Genomic DNA, 18,775 nt, shown 5'->3' on the forward strand with positions numbered 1-18,775 from the left:
CCGGTGGGTGGAACCGTCCACCTCATCAAGTTGTTGACAGCGGATTGTGCTTCCCTGGGAAAGGTGTGGATCACGCGGTCATCTCAGCGGTGTAATCGGCCCAGAGGCTGAACGCATCGTTGCGGGCGTGGCGGTATGAGGTTGCTGTGAGTTGATAGCGCCGGGGACGGAAAATGAGGTTGATTTGGTCGTGCGCGGATAGAAACCTCTGTGCCTGCCGGTGAGACTTGAACCGACCCATTATTTTCTCTCGTTTGCGGGTTGGCCGATGCGAAACTTCTATCGCGTTGTTTAGGCCTTTGTGGGCCCGGTGGTCAGCGTTCGGAGCCTGTGTTTTGACCGGCTTGATATAGCTGCGCAATTTGTCGGTTATGACCACCCTCGGCTCGCCAAACTGTGAAACCAATCTTTGGAAAAAGCGCTTTGCTGCTTTGGCATTCCGAGGTGTCTGCACGAGAATATCGAGAACGTCTCCATCTGCGTCGATCGCGCGCCACAGCCAATGCTTCTTGCCACGGATCGTGATCACGATCTCATCCATGTGCCACTTGTCGTTCGGCCGCGGACGTTCGCGGCGGATGCAATCTGCAAAATGCGACCCAAAGCGACTAACCCACAGTCGGATCGGCTCCCGGCTGACAATCACACCCCGAACAGCCAATAGGTCTTCAACATCAGCCGTGCTCAGGGCCAACCGGTGATACGCCCAGACAGCGCACGCGATGATTTCACGAGTGTAGCGGAAGCCCTTCAGGGGCGGCAAATCGGTCGGAATGTTCATGCGGCTGACATACCTCTACCAAACCCAGTCAACAACTTGATGAGGTGGACGGTTCCACCCACCGGCATCGCAATGTGCCAAAGTGCTGGTGTTTGAACCAGCTCTGAAAGGAACCGCCCAGATGGAAATTACAACGATAGGAATCGACATTGCAAAGTCAGTTTTTCAATTTCACGGTGTCGATGCGGCAGGCCAGACCGTTCTGCAGAAGAAGCTTCGCCGGAGTGCAGTCCTAGATACCTTGGCTAAATTGCCCCCTTGCCTGATCGGCATGGAGGCTTGTGCGACGTCGCACCATTGGGCCCGTGAGATCACGGCACTAGGCCACGATGTGCGGCTCATTCCCCCGGCCTATGTAAAACCCTACGTTAAGCGGCAAAAGAATGATGCGGCTGATGCGGAGGCTATTTGCGAGGCTGTTACGCGCCCGAATATGCACTTTGTGGCCATAAAAAGTGTCGATCAGCAGGCGGCCATGATGCTGCACCGGGTCCGTGACCTTCTCGTACGGCAGCGCACAATGCTGATAAATGCACTGCGCGCGCATATGGCTGAGCTGGGGATCATTGCGCCACAGAGGCCTCAGAATGTTCTCGGGTTGATCCAGCAACTCGAAGAGGACAGCAATGGCGGCATCACAGAGGTCGCCCGATCTGCTTTGCTGAGTCTGGCCGGCCAACTCACCAGTCTGACACAAGAAATCAGCGCACTTGATCGCAAGATCCTTGCATGGCATCGCTCGAGTGAAACCAGCCAGCGATTATCGACCATTCCGGGAGTTGGAGTGCTGACCGCGACAGCGATGGCTGCTTCGGTTACGGACCCCTCGCTCTTCCGATCCGGACGCCAATTTGCAGCCTTTCTCGGGTTGGTTCCCCGACAAAATTCATCCGGCGGCAAAGAGCGATTGGGACGTATTACCAAAATGGGTGACGGATATTTGCGTAAACTCCTCGTGGTTGGGGCCACAGCTATTCTGAGGCGTGTTGCTGATACGCAAACGCGAACCGCGAATTGGATCCGCAGCCTGCTAGAACGCAAGGCCTCTCGACTGGTCAGTGTCGCAATGGCCAACAAAACCGCTCGGATCATATGGGCACTCTTGGCGAGAGGAGGAACCTATCGAGCCTCATAAACAGTGAACAGCGCTGCATTGTTTACGCAGCACACTGAGATGCAAGGGCAAAAGACGTGATGATGATCAAAGCAAGCCGCAGCCAGAACACCCCGAGGTATTGCCAGGACAGACGAAGTCCGACAACTTGATAGGGATCTGGCAGGCGGACTTCATCAGGGCCAGCGGCCAACGGTGCCGCGCGAAAAGGCCGGACACATGACCGCAACCCGCGATGATCATGACGTCAAAAAAACCTTGCTAAACAGGAACCGTCCACACATGGCAATACCAGGCAGCATGATCTTCCAGCCAGACAGGGGTTGTTCATATCGCATCAATTAACGCAGCAGAACACCGTGTGAACATTAACCTTTGTCACCCGCCCGATTACAGCGCCTCGACTATGGTGACGTTGGCGATGCCGCCGCCTTCGCACATGGTTTGCAGGCCGTACTTACGCCCGCTGGCGTGCAAGGCGTGCACCAGTGTCGTCATCAGCTTGGCCCCTGAGGCACCAAGTGGATGCCCCAGCGCAATCGCACCGCCGTTCACGTTCAGTTTGGCCGGATCGGCGTTCAACTCTTTCAGCCACGCCAACGGGATCGGGGCAAAGGCTTCGTTCACCTCGTACAGGTCGATATCGTCGATCTTCATGCCCGCCCGTTCCAGCGCACGTCGGGTGCCGGCAATCGGCTCTTCCAGCATGATCACCGGGTCGCCCGCAGTCACGGTCAGGTTCACGATCCGCGCCACGGGCGTCAAACCGTGTTTCTTCAACGCGGCTTCGCCGACCACCAGAACACCCGCAGCGCCGTCACAGATTTGCGAGGCGTTGGCGGCGGTGATCATGCCGCCCTCTTCCAGCAGACGCACGCTGCCGATGCTGTCCAGCGTTGCGTCGGCGCGGATACCTTCGTCGCGCGTGTGCAACCCGCCCTCGATGGCCAGCGGCACGATCTCGGCGTCGAATGCGCCTGCTTCGGCGGCTTGTGCCGCGCGATGGTGGCTTTCCAGCGCAAAGCGGTCCAGCGTCTCGCGGTCAAAGCCGTATTTGTGCGCGATCATCTCGGCGCCTTTGAACTGGCTGAAATCCCTGGTGCCGAACCGCTCAGCGATCCGGTCGGAAAACGGACCTTCGCCCAGACCTTCCTGCATATGGAATTTCACGTTCGAGAACATCGGCACGCGGGTCATGCTTTCAACGCCCATCGCGATCACCACGTCCTGCGTTCCCGACATCACCGCTTGCGCTGCAAATTGCACCGCCTGTTGCGAACTGCCGCACTGGCGGTCGATGGTCACGGCGGGCACCGATTGTGGCAAGTTCGACGCCATGACGCAGTTGCGCCCAAAGGCAAAGGCCTGTTCGCCCGCCTGAGTCACGCAGCCGACGATCACGTCGTCCACCGCGGCGGGGTCTATTCCCGAGCGGTCGATCAACGCATTGATAACTTCGCCGCCCATGTCAGCGGGATGCCAGCCTGCCAGCGCGCCATTGCGGCGTCCCCCTGCGGTGCGTGCGGTTGTGACAATATATGCTTCAGCCATTTGGTGTCTCCTGAGAATCCGGTGATGGGGCTCATCTACAAGCGTCCATCGCCTCTTGCGCCAGTGTCAGCAAGCGCGGATAGGCAACAAGTCGCTCCGCCGCATGTGCGGACGAGGCCTGTCCGCGCGCGACGCGCCCCTTAATGCCGTGAAAGATCGCCGCCATCCGGAAAAAGTTGAAGGCGATGTAAAAGTCGTAATTCGGAATGCCCGTGCGCCCGGTGTTGGCGCAATATTCCGCGATGTACTCTGCCTCGGTCGGCAGCGACAGGATCGTGGGGTCCACCCCGCCCAGACCGGCCACGATCTCGGGTGGCATCCGGTACATCAGCGCATGATAGGCGAAATCCGCCAGCGGATGCCCCAGCGTCGAGAGCTCCCAGTCCAGCACCGCCAAAACCCGCGGTTCCGTTGGGTGGAAGATCAGGTTGTCACAGCGGAAATCCCCGTGAACGATAGTGTTTTCGTCACCTTCGGGGATCGCCGCAGGCAACCATTCAATCAGCCGGTCCATGATCGCGTCACGGCCCGCGTCGGTGTCAGCCAGATAGCTTTTCGTCCAGCGCCCGATCTGGCGTTCAAAATAATTGCCCCGACGGCCATAGTCGCCCAAACCAATCGCCTCGGGGTCGTAGGAGTGCAGCTGCGCCAGCACCCGGTTCATTTCCGAGAAATAGGCCGCGCGCTTTGGCGCGGGCACATCGCGGAACCCGGCATCCCAGAAAATCCGCCCCTCGACCATGTCCATGACAAAAAACATCGATCCCACAATGCTTTCGTCAGTACACAGCCCATGCACCTTAGCCACCGGATACCCCTGCGCATGCAACGCGCTCAGCACCCGTGCCTCACGATCCACCGCATGGGCACCCTTGGCCAGTTGCCCCGGCGGTTTGCGCCGCAGGACATAGTCGCCGCTGTCGGCCACCAGCTTGAAGGTCGGGTTGGATTGCCCACCCTTGAACTTGAATAGCTTCACAGGTCCACGGAACCCGGCCACGTTATCCTGAAGCCATTCGGTCAGCCGGTCCATATCAAAGCCATGGTCCGGACCGACCGGATCGACTCCGGCATTGGCGTCTGCGCTTAGGGCATCACTGGAGGCGTCGCTCATGCTTCGTTTGCCTTTCGCCAATCGCGCTTGATCTTTTTCGCCAGGCTCCATTTGTGAACCTCGGTCGGGCCGTCGTAGATGCGGAAGGCGCGGATTTCGCGGAACACCTGTTCGACAATGGTGTCCTGCGTGACCCCCTGCCCGCCCATGACCTGCACACAACGGTCGGCCACACGCATCAGCGCCTCGGAGACGGCCACCTTGGTCATCGAGCTTTCGGCGGTGCCCAGAACGCCGGTGTCCAGGATATCGGCACACCAATAGATCATCAGTTCGGCCTGTTTGAGGTCGATCAGGTTCTCGGCCAGCATAAAGCCGACACCTTCGTGATCGACCAGCGGTTTGCCGAATGCCATGCGACGGTTGGCATAATCGCTGGCGATTTCATTGGCGCGGATGCAGGCCCCCAGCCAGCGCATGCAATGGGTCAGGCGGGCGGGCGACAGGCGCACCTGAGCGTAGTGGAATCCCTCGCCGCTTTGACCCAGCATCTGGCTGGCGGGCACCCGCAGGTTGTCGATGCTGATTACCGCATGACCGCCGGGCATAGAGCTGTCGATGGTGTCCATCACCCGTTCAATGCGGATTGCGGGATCGGGCAGATCGACCAGAAACATGCAGGCCCCATCGTCCGACTTGGCCATGACAATGCCCAAACCGGCCCCTTCCGCCCCGGTGATATAGGTTTTGCGTCCGTTGATGACCCAGTGGTTGCCATCCATCTTGCAGGTGGTCTGCATCATCATCGGATCGGACCCTGCCCCGCCGTCGTCGGCCGGTTCGGTCATGAAAAACGCCGACCGCATTTCGCCGCGCACCATCGGGTCAAGGAACCGTTCTTTCAACTCGGGCGAGGCTTCCTTGCCCAGCAGATACATGTTCCCCTCGTCGGGGGCGGCGACGTTGCAGGCCACCGGCCCCAGCGGCGACAACCCCGACCGGATCAGCACGGCAGCGGTTTCCAGATGGGTCAGGTGGTCGCCGCCCTCAAGGATATGCGGCGTCAACACACCGGCCTCGCGCGCCTTGGCCTTCATCTCGTTGGCCAGTGCGTCGGTGGGGCCGTGCGACGTCTTGCGCGGGTCTTTCTCGTAGGGCGCGATCGTTTCGCGCACAAAGTTCTCCACGCGGTCGGCAATCTCCAGCGCGCGGTCAGTCATGCGGGTGTTGTCGAGGGTAAAGCTCATTTCGGTGCCATTCTGATTGCGCCGTCCAGGCGGATCGTCTCGCCATTCAGCATGATGTTGGTCACGATGCTTTGCACCATGGCAGCAAATTCGGTCGGGTTGCCCAGACGCGGCGGGAACGGCACCTGACGGCCAAGGCTGTCTTGTGCCTCTTGCGGCAGCGACGCCATCAGCGGGGTCAGGAACAGACCCGGTGCGATGGTCATGACACGGATGCCATAACGGGCCAGCTCGCGCGCGACAGGCAGGGTCATTCCGACGATGCCGCCCTTGGACGCAGCATAGGCCGCCTGCCCGATCTGCCCGTCAAATGCCGCGACAGACGCCGTGTTGATAATCACGCCGCGCTCTTCCCCGATGAGGTCGGCGGTGTGCAGGCTGGCTGCAAATTTCGACAGCACATTAAACGACCCGAACAGGTTCACATTCACGATGGACGTGAAATCCTTCAGCGGAATAGCATTCCCCTCGCGGTCGATCACCTTTTTGGGCGGCCCGATGCCCGCGCAGTTCACCAGAATCCGCGCCTTGCCATGCACACCTTCGGCCTCGGCGATGGCCGCTTCAACGTTGCTTTCATCGGTGACATTCACCTTGATAAAAGTGCCGCCGATCTCGGCGGCCTTCGCCTTGCCCAGCTCCTCGTTCAGATCGAAAATCGCGACCTTGGCGCCGACCTGTGCCAGCATGTCGGCGGTTGCACCGCCCAGCCCCGATGCGCCGCCCGTTACGATTGCGGCCTGCCCTTTGATGTCCATATTTTATCCTTTGTCGTTCATGCTGTTGACCGATTGTCTGGCCAACACGCGTCGTTCAATTTGCGTTTGATCAGGTCCGGGGGGAACGCCCCGTGGTTTCAGTCATCTGCGATCGCCCAGCCCCAGCTTGCGCCCGATGATCTCCTTCATGATCTCGGACGTACCCGCATAAATGCGGCTGACCCGTGCCGCACAGTACATCCGCCCGATCTCGTATTCCTCCATAAATCCCGCGCCGCCGTGCAGTTGCAAACAAGCGTCAACGACCTCTCCCTCGATCTCGGAACACAACAGTTTGGCCTGCGCGGCCATATCGGCGGTCAACGCACCTTCCAAATGTTCCTGCGCGCAATGATCGACAAAGGCCCAACCTGCGTCGATCCTGGTTTTCAGTGCCGCCATCTGGAAACGCGAGTTCTGGAAGGTGCCAATCGCCTGCCCAAAGGCCTTGCGTTCGCGGATATAGTCCAGCGTGATGTCAAAAGCGCGCTGCGCATGGGCGATAAACTGGTTAGACCCCACCAGCCGCTCTTCGGCCAGATTCTGCATCATCATGCCAAAGCCCCCCGCAGGTTCGCCCAGCACCGCATCTTTGGGCAGCTTCACGTTGTCGAAATGCAGCTCGGCTGTGTCTTGCGATTTCAGGCCGATCTTTTCCAGCCGACGGCCACGGGTGAACCCCGCTGTGCCGTCCGGCACCAGAAACAGCCCGATGTCGTGGCTGCCCGTTCCGGTGCGCGCCGCGACAATCACCAACCCCGCCAGAATACCATTCGAGATATAGGTTTTCGACCCGTTCAACAGCCAGTGGTCGCCACGATCCTCCGCGCGGGTACGCATACTGGCCAGGTCCGATCCGATATCGGGTTCCGTCATCGCAATCGCCAAAATGGTGTCGCCCGACACCACACCCGGCAGATACCGGCGCTTTTGCGCGTCGGTGCCAAAGCGGTGGATATAGGGGCCGACGATGCGATTGTGCAACGGAATGTACAGACCGTTTTCACGCGCCGCCAACTCCTCAGTCAGCACCATGTCGAACCGGAAATCATCCAGCCCCAGCCCGCCATAAACGGGATCGGCATACATCGCCAAAAACCCTTGCTTGCCTGCCGACGCCCAGACATCGCGCCCGACCATACCGTCACGGCGGAACTCTTCGCTGCGCGGGTACACCTCGGCCTCGGCCCATTTGCGAACCGTGTTGCGGAACATCTCGTGTTCCGGCTCGAATATCCGTCTGCGGATCATGGCATGTCCCCTATCCCTGCCCCGATGCATCCTGGGAAGGGCCTTGTTTCAGTCATTTGCGAACACATCGTCATACTGCTGGCGCAAATCCCGTTTCAGGATCTTGCCGCTGGCGTTCTTGGGCAACTGGTCTGTGATCGCCACGTGTTTGGGCGCCTTGTAGTGGGTTAGGGTCTCGCGGCAGTAGGCGTTTATATCCTCGACCGTGGCCGACGCGCCCGCCTTGAGCACGACAATCGCCGTCACTGCCTCGATCCACTTTGGGTGCGGCACGCCGAACACGGCCACTTCGGCCACGTCAGGGTGACGAAAGATCGCTTCCTCAACCTCGCGGCTGGCGACGTTTTCGCCGCCCGTCTTGATCATGTCTTTCTTGCGGTCGACGATATAAAGATACCCCTCTTCGTCATACCGCCCCAGATCACCGCTGTGGAACCAGCCGTTGCGAAAGGCGGCGGCGGTCTTGTCGGTGTCGTTGTAGTATTCGGAAATCAAATGCGGGCTGCGGTGTACGACTTCGCCCACTTCACCCACGGCGACAGGATGGTCGTTGTCGTCAACCACTCGGGTTTCCACATTCAGCGCAGGACGCCCCGCCGACCCCAGCTTGCGCACCTGATCCTCGGGCCGCAGGATTGTGGCGACGGGGGCCATTTCCGTCTGACCGTAAAAGTTGAACAACCGCATGTTCGGCAGACGCTGCATCAGCTCTTCGATCACTGCGGTCGGCATGATCGACGCACCGTAATAGCCCACGTTCAAACTGCTTAGGTCGCGTTTGTCGAAATCGGGATGGCGCAGCAGCGCAATCCACACGGTAGGCGGGCAGAACAGTTTGGTCACACTATGTTCTTCGATGGCCACCAGCATATCGGCGGGGTCGGCCTTTTCGTGCAGAATAGACGTAACGCCCAAGTACAGATCAGGGCTGAGGAAACAGTCAAGCTGCGCACAGTGAAACAGCGGCAGGCAATGCAGCGACACGGCGTCGCCCGTCATCTCGCCGTCGACGATACAGCTGACATATTGCGCATACAGCGCATCCGACGACAAAAGCGCGCCTTTGGGGCGGGATTCCGTGCCGCTGGTGTACATCATCTGCACAGGATCATCGCCCGCAAGATCGGTCCAGGCTTCGGACGTATCATCATGGTCCAGAATGGCCGCAACCGGTTCCCATCCTTCTGTGACATCAGCGCCCGCGTGGGGAATGACCAGCTTGGGCATATCGCTGTTCATGGACACCAGCGCCGCATCTGCCACAGGGCACAGCGCGTCCTCGGCAATCAGCATCTGCGCGCCGGAGTGGCCAAGGATATAGGCAAAGTCTTCGGCGTTCAGCATGAAGTTCACCGGCGTCGCAATCGCACCCAGCCGCGCCAGCGCAAAGCGCAGAACGACAAAGCTACGGTTGTTGTGAGTGAACAGCGCCACGCGGTCGCCCTTGGCGATGCCGCGCACCTTCAATGCGTTTGCCGCGCGGTCCACAGCTTTGTCCAGTTCGGCAAAGGTGTCGCTTCGGTCGCGAAACACCAGCGCCGTTTTGTTGGGTACGCGCGCAGCCGAGCGCCGCAACAAATCGCCCAGTTGCTGGCTTCGGGCACGACGAACAAGACGTTCATTTCCCATATCAAGGGTCCTTTTATCTGAGGCCACCCGGAGTTTATCCCGCCGGGCTACTACTCTATTGCATCATTTCGGGAAGGGTCAGGATCAGCGCGGGGAACGCGCACAAGATGGCAACCAGAACCAGATCCATGACAAAGAACCACGCCACGCCACGGAAAATGGCCGTCGTGGAGACGAGGTTGCCGACCACGCTTTTGATCACGAACACGTTCATCCCGATGGGCGGCGTAATCATCCCGATCTCAAGCAGCTTGGTCAGCACGATGCCGAACCACAAAAGGCTCCAGCCCGACGCGTCGACCACCGGCAGGATGATCGGCAACGTTAGCAGCATCGCCCCGATCGGCTCAAGAAACATGCCGATCAACAGATAAACACAGACAATACCAAGCATCAAAAGCACCGGGCTGTCTGCGATCGACAGGATGCCCGAAGACAGATAGTTGCCCGCCCCCGACAGCGCCAGAAACCGCGTCAGCAAGCTGGCACCAACTGCAATGATCAGCAGTGCCGCTGTGGTCATCAATGTTTCGCGTGCAGCGGTCAGGAACCTGGACAACGTCATTTCGCCAGTCACCAAAGCCACGATGCAGGCAAGAAACGCGCCTACGGCACCTGCTTCGGTGGGGGTGAATACGCCTCCGAACAGACCTCCAAAAATGCCCAGCATGATCAACAACAGCGGCCATGTTTCGCGCAGCGCAATTATCTTTTCGCGCATCGTGACGCTGGCATCTCGGACCGGTGCCAATTCCGGGTTCAGCTTGACCCGTATCAGCACCACAATCACATATCCCAACGCCGTCAGCAGACCTGCCGACACACCGCCAAGAAACAGGTCGGTAATCGAGATTTGCGCAATCACGCCGTAGAGGATCAGAATAATAGACGGTGGAATCAACGCCCCGATTGTACCGGCCACCGCAACCGTGCCGGTGGCCAGTTCGGGGTGATACTTGTGTTTCATCATCTCCGGAATCGCGATCCGACCCATGGCCGCCGAACACGCGATGGACGACCCCGACACCGCCGCAAAACCGGCCGAGCCAAAGATCGACGCAATTGCCAGACCACCGGGCAAGCCTGCCATCCAGATTCGAGCGGCATTGAACATGCCTTTGGTCAGCTGCGTGTGATAGCTGATAAAGCCCAAGAACAGGAACATCGGGATCGAGGACAAGATCCAACTCGAGGTGAATTGATAGGGCACCAGTCCCATCGCACCCCACGCCACGCGCGGCCCCATAAGTACCCAAAGCCCCCCAAACGAAACTCCGATCAGTGCTATGCCGATCGGCACCCGCGCTGCGATAAGGGCGATCAGCGTCGCCAGGCCGGTCAGGCCAATTCCAACATCACTCATTGATTAATTCAGCGTCCATAACAGTTTCGTTTAGCCCGCTGCGCAGGCCTGTGACGGTCGTGATGACACGGTAGGCGGCAATCAGAACCATCAGGCCCGTGCCGACCGGAATGGCCCAATAGCTTTGCCAGACCTCGATCATCTGCGACCCTTGTTCCATCGTGGCCCCGATATTCGTTTTCTTCACAGCCTCGGTATATCCTGCAATCATCAACGCCGTGATCACGATGACGGTCAGTACGCCCGAAAATACGGAAAATCCGGTCTGGACCCGTTTGGGCATCATATCCGTGACAAATTCCACCGATATATGCGCCTGCTTTTCTTCGGCCACGCCAATGGCGATGAACACAAGGACGATCATGTAATAGTTCGCCACCACCACAATCGTGCCGGGCAGTGGTGCGTTGAAGAAATAGCGTCCGATCACGTCGGCGGTGACGTGCAGCATCATCAGGATAACGCAGATCGTCCCGATCAAGGATGATGCCTTGGCAAGGGACGACAGAAATCTGCCGATCAGAAACATGGATGGACCTCCCGTAGTTGCAGGTTTCGGGCACCGGAACGCTGTCCGGTGCCCGATCTTGTGTCGTTTTGCTGTCGTGGATTACTTGCCGTAGCTGGCGACATCGACTTTCGAGAATATCTCGTCGTAATACAGTTTGGTCAGCGCCTCGCCGCCCTCAACGCCTTTGGTCAGGTCGGACCACTTGACCAGCAGCGTATTCAGCGCATCGGCCGCTTCTGCGCCAGTTTCCAGACCGAACCGCTCTTTGTAGATCGAGGCGATTGCGTCTTTGTCCTTGCTGATGAATTCGCGGTTCATCTGCACCATGTCAGCAGCCGCATCAGTGTATTCGATGCCCATATCCGGGGCGCGTTCCTTACCGGCCCGACCCTCTTCGATATAGACCCAGGTGATATCCGCCATCAGCTTGGCGTTAGCCCGCAGAACCTGGCCTTTGGACTCGTCCGACAGGCTGTTCCATGTCTCCATATTCATGGTGAACGGCACGTTGAACTGCGCCCCCGGCAAACCAACGTAAAGATATTTCACAACGTCAATAAAGCCAAAGTTCACAAAGTCTGCCGTGTTGCTGGCGGTACAGTCCACAACGCCCTGGTTCAGACCCTCAAGCGTTTCATTAACCGACATAGACACAGGCACCGCGCCCACAGTTTCTGCCCACCGCGCCCAATAGGCACCCGCAGCACGAATACGCTTACCCTGAAGATCGGCCACCGATGTTAGCGGCACAACGCACTGCAACACGTAGGAGGTGGTCGAACCCGCGCCCAGATAAACCTGGTTCTGTGCTGCGACCTCGGTCTGGCAGTCCTCACAGTTCAGCATGACGTACTCAGTGATCGCACCGGCAAAAGCGGTCGAGCTCAGCTCGCCTGCGAATTCCTCAAGCTCGACCAGTTCCGAAAACTCGGACAGCATGTTCAGATTGGGATATTCCGCAGGGAAATATGCCGTCAGGTTGGCCGCAGCGTCAGCGATTCCGTCGCGCACACCTGCGTTGACTTCGGCAAAGCTGAGCAGCGACAGCGGGAACACACGCATAGTCACGTCGCCGTTTGTGTATTCCTCTACGGCCTTGGCGTACTCTTCCAACATTTTGGTCGGCGCCGAGTTGGGCGGCCAGCCGCCGGCAAATGTCAGGTCCTGAGCATAAGATGCCCCGGCCATAGCCAACATGGATGCGCTGGTAAGAATTCCTTTGATCGCAGTTTTCATAGTCTCTTTTCCTCCGATTGAGACGTTTCTCTTTCCCGCTTCACCGGCTGGTGAATTGGGCCTCCCTTAACCGAGTGCGCGGGCCTTTTCCCGTCAGGCCGACGCACCCGCCTATGTGTTGAACCGTGGCGCGCGCTTCTCCAGAAACGCCGCCAGCCCTTCGGCAAAATCGGACGTTTCCCCCGCCTGTTTCTGCCAGTCACGCTCGTGCCCAAGCGTGGATTCAAAATCGCTATCGGCGGCGCTCCATGCCGCGCGACGGATCAATGCCAGACTGGAAGAGGGCCCATCGGCAAGACGCTGCGCAATCTCGATTGCCGTGGCTTCAACCGTGCCGTTGTCCACCAACCGCGTGATCAATCCCCAGTCAAACGCTTGTGACGCCGGGATTTTTTCAGCCAGTAACATCATCTCCATAGCCCGCACCCGGCCCACCGCACGGGTAAGCAACCACGTGGCGCCGCCGTCAGGGATCAGTCCGATCCGTGCAAAAGCTTCCAGAAAATACGCGTCCCGCCCTGCGACGATGATATCGCACAACAATGCAATCGACGCGCCCACGCCTGCCGCCGCCCCGCTGACAGCCGACACCAGCGGCACCGGCGAATCACGGATCGCCAGCATCAGCGGATTGTAATCCTGCTCCAGTGTCTCCCCGACATCAAAGTTGGCAATGTCCTCGGGCATGGCAGCCTTCAGATTAGCCCCCGTCGAAAACGCGCGGGCGCTGCCCGCCAACACGATGGCGCGGGCGGTCTTGGCCTCTTGGACCAGCAACTCGTGCAGTTCGCGCGCCATCGCGGGCGTCAGGCTGTTCATCGTTGCGGGATCATTCAGGCGCAGCGTTGTCACAGCACCTGCACGCTCGATCAAAATCTTGTCGGTCATGTTGTGGCCCCCCTGCCCCGCGCCATCTCCCATTCCGGCTCGTCCCACCACGGGAAGTACCCCGGCATGTCGGTCGACACTTTGTCAGGAAACGCAGGCGCGCGTTTTTCCATGAAGCTGGCGACACCTTCCGCCGCGTCCCCCGACCCACCGCGCGCGGCAATCCCGCGACTGTCGATCTGATGCGCCTGCATCGGGTGGGCAGCCCCAGCCATCCGCCACATCATCTGGCGGGTCAGGGCTATTGAAACGGGTGCGGTGTTGTCCGCAATCTCGTGCGCGATCCGGTACGCTTCGGCCAGCAGGTCCTCGGGCTCATGCACCGACCGGACCAGCCCGCCAGCCAATGCCTCGTCCGCACCGAACACCCGACCGGAATAACACCACTCCAACGCTTGCGACATGCCGACAAGACGCGGCAAAAACCACGACGACGCCGCTTCGGGCACGATTCCGCGACGCGCAAAGACAAAGCCAAAGCGCGCCTTGGTCGATGTAATGCGAAGGTCCATCGGCAACTGCATCGTCATCCCGATCCCCACGGCCGGACCATTCACCGCAGCAATCACCGGTTTCAGACAGTTGAACAGGCGCAGCGCCAGAACACCGCCCATGTCGCGGTTGGTCGGATCGTTCCACACCGCAGGGTCGGTCGAGGTAATATCAGGCCGTGCCGAGGTGAACGCATCCGGATCATCCAGATCGACGCCCGCGCAGAACCCGCGCCCCGCACCGGTCACAATGATCGCCCGCACCGCATCATCGGCATCGGCCACATCCAGCGCCGCGATCATCTCTTGCATCATCAGCAGCGTAAAGGCGTTCAGCCGATCGGGCCGGTTCAACGTCAGCAACATGATGCCATCCGCCGTTTCGGTCTTCAGTGTCTGATAGGTCATCTTATCTCCTCCCCCTTCGGTTCGGCGCTACGACAGCGCGCGCGGGTTTAGGGCAATCTCGTCTTCAAGTCCCGCAATCTGTGCCCCGCGCCAAAAGTCCTCAGTGTGCATCCGCATCCATTTCTCTGCGCGGTCGGCATCGCGGTCGCGCATGGCCGCGATGATGTTGGAATGGGCTTCAATCTGGCGTTTGTAGAATTTGGGCGCGTAGGGCGCGATCTGGGCAAAGCCGCGGAATAGCAACAGTGCAATCGGCTCTCGTGCCAGACCCAGCACACGGTTGCGCCCCATATCAGCCAGACGGGTGTGAAAGTCCTCATCAAGGCTGATGGTCCGCTCCATCATACCTTCTGCTGCGATAAACTCGGCGTGCAGCGCCTGCATCCCGTTGATCTCATCCTCGGTCCCGTGTTCTGCCGCGAGACGGGCGGCCAACGGTTCTGTCATCATAGTAACCTCCCACAGCTCGCGGAACGTCACTTTCATCAGCGCCATGGCCCGCCCCGATCGCGTGGTCAGCGGGCCCGCTTGCGGCACAGCAACCTCCAGACGGCGCGGCGACGGACGATGCACCAGCCCGTCACTTTCAAGCTGGCGCAATCCTTCGCGCAACGTCGAGCGTGTCACCCCGAACTGCACTGCCAGCTCTGCCTCGCCGGGCAACTGATCGCCGGGGTTAAGATCACCGCGCATTATTTGCGCCTCTATTTCATCAGCAATCTGCTGATAGGCAAAATGCACCTGAGCGGTTTTCTGTACCTCTTTCATAGCAGCACCCGTCCAGCCGCAAAAACTGAGCTGCCGGGCTTAAAGCCGCGTTGAAGCAAGGAACGAGGTACATTGCAGGTCATGAAAGCCCCATAGTCAGACACTAAGGCACTCTGGTGGTGAAGTATCAAAACTGTCAACTGCTGTAATTTTTGCGTGCAGAAATCAATATATAGTATTGTATTTGCATAAATTGACTATATATTGTTATTCTGACGTAGAGTTTTCAAAATACTTAAGCCGAGAACATTCCGTCCCGTATAGTTTAGCGTCCGACATAAAGCTCGCGACGCAACGGCATTTCATCTTTAGTGCAACAATAGCGGCTTAATCCGATCCGAAACTACAAAGCCTTCTGTCTTCATCGAAAGCAAAGCCTGACGGATTCGCACGCCGACCTGATGTCAGACGACAATCACCACATCCGTTAGGTCCGCATCCACCGCCTGACCGGCGGCCAACACCCGTCGGGCCAGATGTGTCTGCACGGCTTTGTCATGTTGTTGACGCGCCCCATCTGCACGCATAGCCATCTCTCATGATCAGCCAAGTTTCACAGCCTCGCCTGAAGGGATTCCGGTTCCCTCGGTCCATCATTTCCTATGCCATCTGGGCGTACCATCGGTTTGGCCTGAGCCTGCGCGATGTCGAGGATCTGTTGGCCGAACGGGGCGTAATCGTCTCGTATAAAAGCATCCGAGTTTGGTGCCAGCGGTTTGGAACACAGATAGCGGCCAAGATCCGTCGCGATCGCCCGGTTCCTGCCGACAAATGGCATCTGGACGAAGTCGTAATTTCAATTCGAGGGCGAAAACATTGGCTTTGGCGAGCGGTCGACGCAAACGGAGACGTGCTGGAGATACTGCTGCAAAGCCGCAGAAATGCCAACGCCGCCAAGCGTTTTCTGATAGCGATGGGCTGTGCCACGCGTCCTCGTGACGGACAAACTGCGCAGCTATGGCGTGGCTGTCCGTGACCTTTGCCGAAGTGTCGATTATCGCTCGCACAAGGGTTGAACAACCGATCAGAGGCGTCGCATCGACGCACACGACGAAGAGAAAAAATCTTGGGTCGCTTCAAATCCCCACGCCAGGCGCAGCGTTTTCTATCCGTCCACGATCAGTCCGCGACCATCTTCCGTCCAAAGCGCCACCGCCTTTCCGCAGTACCCTACGCCAATCTCGGGCTGACGCGTTCAGCCTGTGGAATAACTATGCGGCTGAAATGGTTGCCTGATCAGGACGCGAATCTTCGTTGCGTGGCGACATAACAACCTGACAAAGCCTGATTTGATGCTGTTCAACCAAAAGCTTGGTCAGACCAATGTCACGTCGCTCGTTGAACGCGTCAGCCGCTTTACAGTGATCCTGAAAAATCCGAACAAACGCACCAAACCGGTGATGGGCAAGATCATGAAAGCGATTAAGGACCTGCCCCTTGCCGCACGCAGGTCCATCACATTTGACCGTGGCACGGAGTTCGTCAGTTGGCCGTATCTACAGTCCGAGACCGGCACGCAAACCTGGTTTTGTGACCCCTCCTCGCCTTGGCAAAAAGGCACGGTCGAGAATACCAATCGTCGCGCCAGACGATGGTTGCCCCGCAAACGCGACATCAGGCTAATGACGGATCACGATATGAAGGTGTTCTGCGACCGCCTCAACAACACGCCCCGAAAGTGCCTCGGATGGAAGACGCCAGCCGAGGTCTTCCGCGAAAAGATATTGGAGGAATTACGATGACACCCCTAACCTGACCCCGACAAGAGCCGCGCTTCAGGTATCGCTCGCAGGAGGTTGTGTGCATCAAAAAAAAACTTGCTACACATTGCCGACTGCGTGTATCAATCTTATTTTTGATGCACACAAACAACACACAGGACAACAGATGGATCCGAAATCGCACTCCCGCGCAGCCCAAGTCGCTTATCAGGACTTGCTGCGCATGCATCTCGACGAGGCGGCCTCGGAGATCGTGGGCAGCATAGAGGAGCGTCATCGTAACGGTCGGATCTACCTCTACGACCGGTTCCGGATCGGAACCGAGATGAAGAGTCGCTACCTCGGCGAGGATAGCCCCCACTTGCGCGATCGCCTGACGCGCGCGGCCGATCTAAAGGCGGAAGCTCAGGAGCGAAAGAAGCGCATGTCGCGCCTCGCCCGCGTCCTGAGGTCTGAAGGGATGATCGGAACCGACCGGGAAACAGGTTCGCTGCTTCTGGCCTTCGCCCGCGCCGGCGTCTTCCGGCTGGGCGGCACGTTAATCGGGACCGGAGCCTACGCGCTCTATCAGGGGGAGCTTGGCGTTCGCTTCGATTCTGACGAGCTTGCCCAGACGGGAGATATCGATTTCGCGAGCTTCGAGCGGCTCTCAGTGGCCCTGGGCGACCGCGTCGAGGAAAAGCCTGGGGATATTCTTCAGACGATGAAATTCGTGCCTGTCCCGGGGGTTTTTGACCGGCAGGTGTGGAAGTGGCGTCAAAGCGGGGGCGAGGCCATGGTCGAGTTCCTGACGCCGGCTTTCGGCGAGGAAGACGTCAAGCCGCTTCCGGCACTGGGCGTAAGCGCTCAATCGCTAAACTACCTCAACTTCCTGATTGCGGAGCCGATGCACGCACTGGCACTCTACCGCTCCGGCGTCCTTGTCCAGATCCCGCGCCCCGAGCGGTACGGGATCCACAAGCTGATCGTGGCCAGTAGGCGGCTTGGCGGCCCGGACGAGGCGAAGGCGCGCAAAGACCGGGCCCAAGCTGAGTTTCTCATCCGCATCCTCGCGGAAGATCGGCCCGACGATCTTGCCGAGGCCTACGAGCACGCGCTGTCTCAGGGCCCCCGATGGCGCGAACGGATCGCCTCAAGCCTCGGACGCATGCCTGCGACAAAGGACCTCCTGCGCGGGCTCTCGTGAGATGTCGGTGAGGGGTGTTGTCACGTTAACTTCCGACCCAGGAAGGTATCCTGATGCTCGGGTGTCAAGCTGCTCGGGTGGCGGCATTCCAGGCGTCAAATGCTTCGAGGCGGTGATATCGGATTGTGAGGGCCGAGCGACGGCTTACAGGAACACAAAAGCAATTCCGAATGGCTGAATGAGTAGCCACGAACCGCTGCAAGCCTCCTGGAGACCGATGTCCTTGCATCGTCCGTTCCCGCTTTCGGAATGGGAGATGGCTGTTTTCGGCACGGTTGTTCAGCCCTTTATGCGACCAATGATCCAGGCCCGGCGCAACCTCTCGCTTGGCAGCACCATACGACCGCAGCTTGTCCGTGATGATCCGCTTGGGAATGAAACCAAGACGCTTTATCAGGCTGCGCAACAGCCGTTTTGCGGCCCGTTTGTCCCGTTTCGGTTGGAGTATTTCGTCCAGCACGACGCCATGCTGATCGACCGCGCGCCAAAGCCAATATTTGCGACCAGAGATTTTCACAACGACTTCATCGAGATGCCAGAAATCACCTGGACGATCCTGGCTTAGTCGCAGGTTTCGAGCGATGACCGGCCCGAACTTAATGACCCAACGCCGGATAGTCTCGTAAGAAACGTCGATCCCGCGCGCAAGCAGCATCTCTCCCACTTCGCGAAGGCTCAAATTGAATCGGACATACAGCCACACCGCGTGGGCAATGATTTGAGGAGGGAATCGGTGACGCTTGTAGCTGATGGAGAATGAATTCATCCCTGCGACCTACGCTCAAACCCAGATACGAGCAACCGATCGAGGGTTAACG

The 18,775-nt window shown here is 58.8% G+C and carries 17 protein-coding genes and 2 pseudogenes; 4 read left to right on the forward strand and 15 right to left on the reverse strand.

Features of this window, described 5'->3' with window-relative positions; genetic code table 11:
- Positions 1–70: 70 nt before the first annotated feature.
- Positions 71–781 carry an IS6 family transposase gene (locus SULPSESMR1_RS17840; RefSeq protein WP_089422443.1) on the reverse strand — a complete coding sequence of 237 codons (711 nt, stop codon included), beginning with the start codon at positions 779–781 and terminating at the stop codon, positions 71–73.
- Positions 782–902: 121 nt separating this feature from the next.
- On the opposite strand from SULPSESMR1_RS17840, the gene SULPSESMR1_RS17845 reads away from it, so the two are divergent.
- Complete coding sequence (locus SULPSESMR1_RS17845; RefSeq protein WP_089422442.1) at positions 903–1,916, forward strand: IS110 family transposase; 1,014 nt, start codon at positions 903–905, stop codon at positions 1,914–1,916.
- A 369-nt stretch (positions 1,917–2,285) separates the two neighbouring features.
- Here SULPSESMR1_RS17845 and SULPSESMR1_RS17850 read toward each other — a convergent pair whose 3' ends face one another.
- The 13 genes from SULPSESMR1_RS17850 to SULPSESMR1_RS25745 all read right to left on the reverse strand — a co-directional run bounded on the left by SULPSESMR1_RS17850 (position 2,286) and on the right by SULPSESMR1_RS25745 (position 15,577).
- Entirely contained in the window at positions 2,286–3,446 is a 1,161-nt protein-coding gene (locus SULPSESMR1_RS17850) for an acetyl-CoA C-acetyltransferase (RefSeq protein ID WP_089422444.1), read from the reverse strand.
- 31 nt (positions 3,447–3,477) lie between these two features.
- Positions 3,478–4,560 (reverse strand): phosphotransferase, encoded by a 1,083-nt coding sequence (locus SULPSESMR1_RS17855; RefSeq protein WP_089422445.1) that lies wholly within the window; start codon positions 4,558–4,560, stop codon positions 3,478–3,480.
- Positions 4,557–5,747: an acyl-CoA dehydrogenase family protein gene (locus SULPSESMR1_RS17860; RefSeq protein WP_205387930.1), complete on the reverse strand. Its 1,191-nt coding sequence runs from the start codon at positions 5,745–5,747 to the stop codon at positions 4,557–4,559. The genes SULPSESMR1_RS17855 and SULPSESMR1_RS17860 overlap by 4 nt, the downstream gene beginning before the upstream one ends.
- Positions 5,744–6,505 carry an SDR family NAD(P)-dependent oxidoreductase gene (locus SULPSESMR1_RS17865; RefSeq protein WP_089422446.1) on the reverse strand — a complete coding sequence of 254 codons (762 nt, stop codon included), beginning with the start codon at positions 6,503–6,505 and terminating at the stop codon, positions 5,744–5,746. Before SULPSESMR1_RS17865 ends, SULPSESMR1_RS17860 begins: the two co-directional genes overlap by 4 nt.
- Positions 6,506–6,607: 102 nt before the next feature.
- The gene (locus tag SULPSESMR1_RS17870) at positions 6,608–7,756 is read right to left on the reverse strand and encodes an acyl-CoA dehydrogenase family protein (protein WP_198362906.1); all 1,149 of its coding nucleotides are present in this window, start codon (positions 7,754–7,756) and stop codon (positions 6,608–6,610) included.
- Positions 7,757–7,804: 48 nt separating this feature from the next.
- On the reverse strand, positions 7,805–9,385 hold the full coding sequence (locus tag SULPSESMR1_RS17875) for a fatty acyl-CoA synthetase (RefSeq protein WP_089422447.1): 1,581 nt from the start codon (positions 9,383–9,385) through the stop codon (positions 7,805–7,807).
- 55 nt (positions 9,386–9,440) lie between these two features.
- Positions 9,441–10,748, reverse strand: coding sequence for a TRAP transporter large permease (locus tag SULPSESMR1_RS17880; RefSeq protein WP_089422448.1), 1,308 nt, complete (start codon positions 10,746–10,748; stop codon positions 9,441–9,443).
- Positions 10,741–11,277 (reverse strand): TRAP transporter small permease, encoded by a 537-nt coding sequence (locus SULPSESMR1_RS17885; RefSeq protein WP_089422449.1) that lies wholly within the window; start codon positions 11,275–11,277, stop codon positions 10,741–10,743. The genes SULPSESMR1_RS17880 and SULPSESMR1_RS17885 overlap by 8 nt, the downstream gene beginning before the upstream one ends.
- Positions 11,278–11,358: 81 nt before the next feature.
- A complete protein-coding gene (locus tag SULPSESMR1_RS17890; protein ID WP_089422450.1) occupies positions 11,359–12,495 on the reverse strand; it encodes a C4-dicarboxylate TRAP transporter substrate-binding protein in 1,137 nt (378 codons plus the stop codon).
- Positions 12,496–12,606: 111 nt separating this feature from the next.
- Entirely contained in the window at positions 12,607–13,383 is a 777-nt protein-coding gene (locus SULPSESMR1_RS17895; RefSeq protein WP_089422451.1) for an enoyl-CoA hydratase-related protein, read from the reverse strand.
- The gene (locus tag SULPSESMR1_RS17900; RefSeq protein WP_089422452.1) at positions 13,380–14,282 is read right to left on the reverse strand and encodes a crotonase/enoyl-CoA hydratase family protein; all 903 of its coding nucleotides are present in this window, start codon (positions 14,280–14,282) and stop codon (positions 13,380–13,382) included. The genes SULPSESMR1_RS17895 and SULPSESMR1_RS17900 overlap by 4 nt, the downstream gene beginning before the upstream one ends.
- A 27-nt stretch (positions 14,283–14,309) precedes the next feature.
- Positions 14,310–15,050 (reverse strand): FadR/GntR family transcriptional regulator, encoded by a 741-nt coding sequence (locus tag SULPSESMR1_RS17905; protein WP_089422453.1) that lies wholly within the window; start codon positions 15,048–15,050, stop codon positions 14,310–14,312.
- A 404-nt stretch (positions 15,051–15,454) separates the two neighbouring features.
- Positions 15,455–15,577: a hypothetical protein gene (locus SULPSESMR1_RS25745; protein ID WP_275888340.1), complete on the reverse strand. Its 123-nt coding sequence runs from the start codon at positions 15,575–15,577 to the stop codon at positions 15,455–15,457.
- An 11-nt stretch (positions 15,578–15,588) separates the two neighbouring features.
- Between SULPSESMR1_RS25745 and SULPSESMR1_RS17910 the strand changes: the two are divergent.
- The 3 genes and pseudogenes from SULPSESMR1_RS17910 to SULPSESMR1_RS17920 all read left to right on the forward strand — a co-directional run bounded on the left by SULPSESMR1_RS17910 (position 15,589) and on the right by SULPSESMR1_RS17920 (position 17,957).
- A pseudogene (locus SULPSESMR1_RS17910) lies at positions 15,589–16,286 on the forward strand (IS6 family transposase).
- Positions 16,287–16,336: 50 nt separating this feature from the next.
- Positions 16,337–16,792: pseudogene (locus SULPSESMR1_RS17915) on the forward strand (IS30 family transposase); the annotation flags it as partial.
- Between the two features lie 145 nt (positions 16,793–16,937).
- Positions 16,938–17,957 (forward strand): nucleotidyltransferase family protein, encoded by a 1,020-nt coding sequence (locus SULPSESMR1_RS17920; protein WP_089422454.1) that lies wholly within the window; start codon positions 16,938–16,940, stop codon positions 17,955–17,957.
- Positions 17,958–18,021: 64 nt separating this feature from the next.
- On the opposite strand, the gene SULPSESMR1_RS17925 is transcribed toward SULPSESMR1_RS17920, so the two are convergent.
- Positions 18,022–18,723, reverse strand: a complete 702-nt coding sequence (locus SULPSESMR1_RS17925; protein WP_089422455.1) for an IS6 family transposase — start codon at positions 18,721–18,723, stop codon at positions 18,022–18,024.
- Between the last annotated feature and the right edge of the window lie 52 nt (positions 18,724–18,775).

This window comes from Pseudosulfitobacter pseudonitzschiae, from assembly GCF_002222635.1.
Lineage (GTDB): Bacteria > Pseudomonadota > Alphaproteobacteria > Rhodobacterales > Rhodobacteraceae > Pseudosulfitobacter > Pseudosulfitobacter pseudonitzschiae_A.

Excerpts from the sequence above, each read along its gene's own strand:
- SULPSESMR1_RS17840 (WP_089422443.1), bottom strand. The coding sequence starts at position 781 with ATGAACATTCCGACCGATTTGCCGCCCCTGAAGGGCTTCCGCTACACT.
- SULPSESMR1_RS17845 (WP_089422442.1), top strand. The coding sequence starts at position 903 with ATGGAAATTACAACGATAGGAATCGACATTGCAAAGTCAGTTTTTCAA.
- SULPSESMR1_RS17850 (WP_089422444.1), bottom strand. The coding sequence starts at position 3,446 with ATGGCTGAAGCATATATTGTCACAACCGCACGCACCGCAGGGGGACGC.
- SULPSESMR1_RS17855 (WP_089422445.1), bottom strand. The coding sequence starts at position 4,560 with ATGAGCGACGCCTCCAGTGATGCCCTAAGCGCAGACGCCAATGCCGGA.
- SULPSESMR1_RS17860 (WP_205387930.1), bottom strand. The coding sequence starts at position 5,747 with ATGAGCTTTACCCTCGACAACACCCGCATGACTGACCGCGCGCTGGAG.
- SULPSESMR1_RS17865 (WP_089422446.1), bottom strand. The coding sequence starts at position 6,505 with ATGGACATCAAAGGGCAGGCCGCAATCGTAACGGGCGGCGCATCGGGG.
- SULPSESMR1_RS17870 (WP_198362906.1), bottom strand. The coding sequence starts at position 7,756 with ATGATCCGCAGACGGATATTCGAGCCGGAACACGAGATGTTCCGCAAC.
- SULPSESMR1_RS17875 (WP_089422447.1), bottom strand. The coding sequence starts at position 9,385 with ATGGGAAATGAACGTCTTGTTCGTCGTGCCCGAAGCCAGCAACTGGGC.
- SULPSESMR1_RS17880 (WP_089422448.1), bottom strand. The coding sequence starts at position 10,748 with ATGAGTGATGTTGGAATTGGCCTGACCGGCCTGGCGACGCTGATCGCC.
- SULPSESMR1_RS17885 (WP_089422449.1), bottom strand. The coding sequence starts at position 11,277 with ATGTTTCTGATCGGCAGATTTCTGTCGTCCCTTGCCAAGGCATCATCC.
- SULPSESMR1_RS17890 (WP_089422450.1), bottom strand. The coding sequence starts at position 12,495 with ATGAAAACTGCGATCAAAGGAATTCTTACCAGCGCATCCATGTTGGCT.
- SULPSESMR1_RS17895 (WP_089422451.1), bottom strand. The coding sequence starts at position 13,383 with ATGACCGACAAGATTTTGATCGAGCGTGCAGGTGCTGTGACAACGCTG.
- SULPSESMR1_RS17900 (WP_089422452.1), bottom strand. The coding sequence starts at position 14,282 with ATGACCTATCAGACACTGAAGACCGAAACGGCGGATGGCATCATGTTG.
- SULPSESMR1_RS17905 (WP_089422453.1), bottom strand. The coding sequence starts at position 15,050 with ATGAAAGAGGTACAGAAAACCGCTCAGGTGCATTTTGCCTATCAGCAG.
- SULPSESMR1_RS25745 (WP_275888340.1), bottom strand. The coding sequence starts at position 15,577 with ATGCGTGCAGATGGGGCGCGTCAACAACATGACAAAGCCGTGCAGACA.
- SULPSESMR1_RS17920 (WP_089422454.1), top strand. The coding sequence starts at position 16,938 with ATGGATCCGAAATCGCACTCCCGCGCAGCCCAAGTCGCTTATCAGGAC.
- SULPSESMR1_RS17925 (WP_089422455.1), bottom strand. The coding sequence starts at position 18,723 with ATGAATTCATTCTCCATCAGCTACAAGCGTCACCGATTCCCTCCTCAA.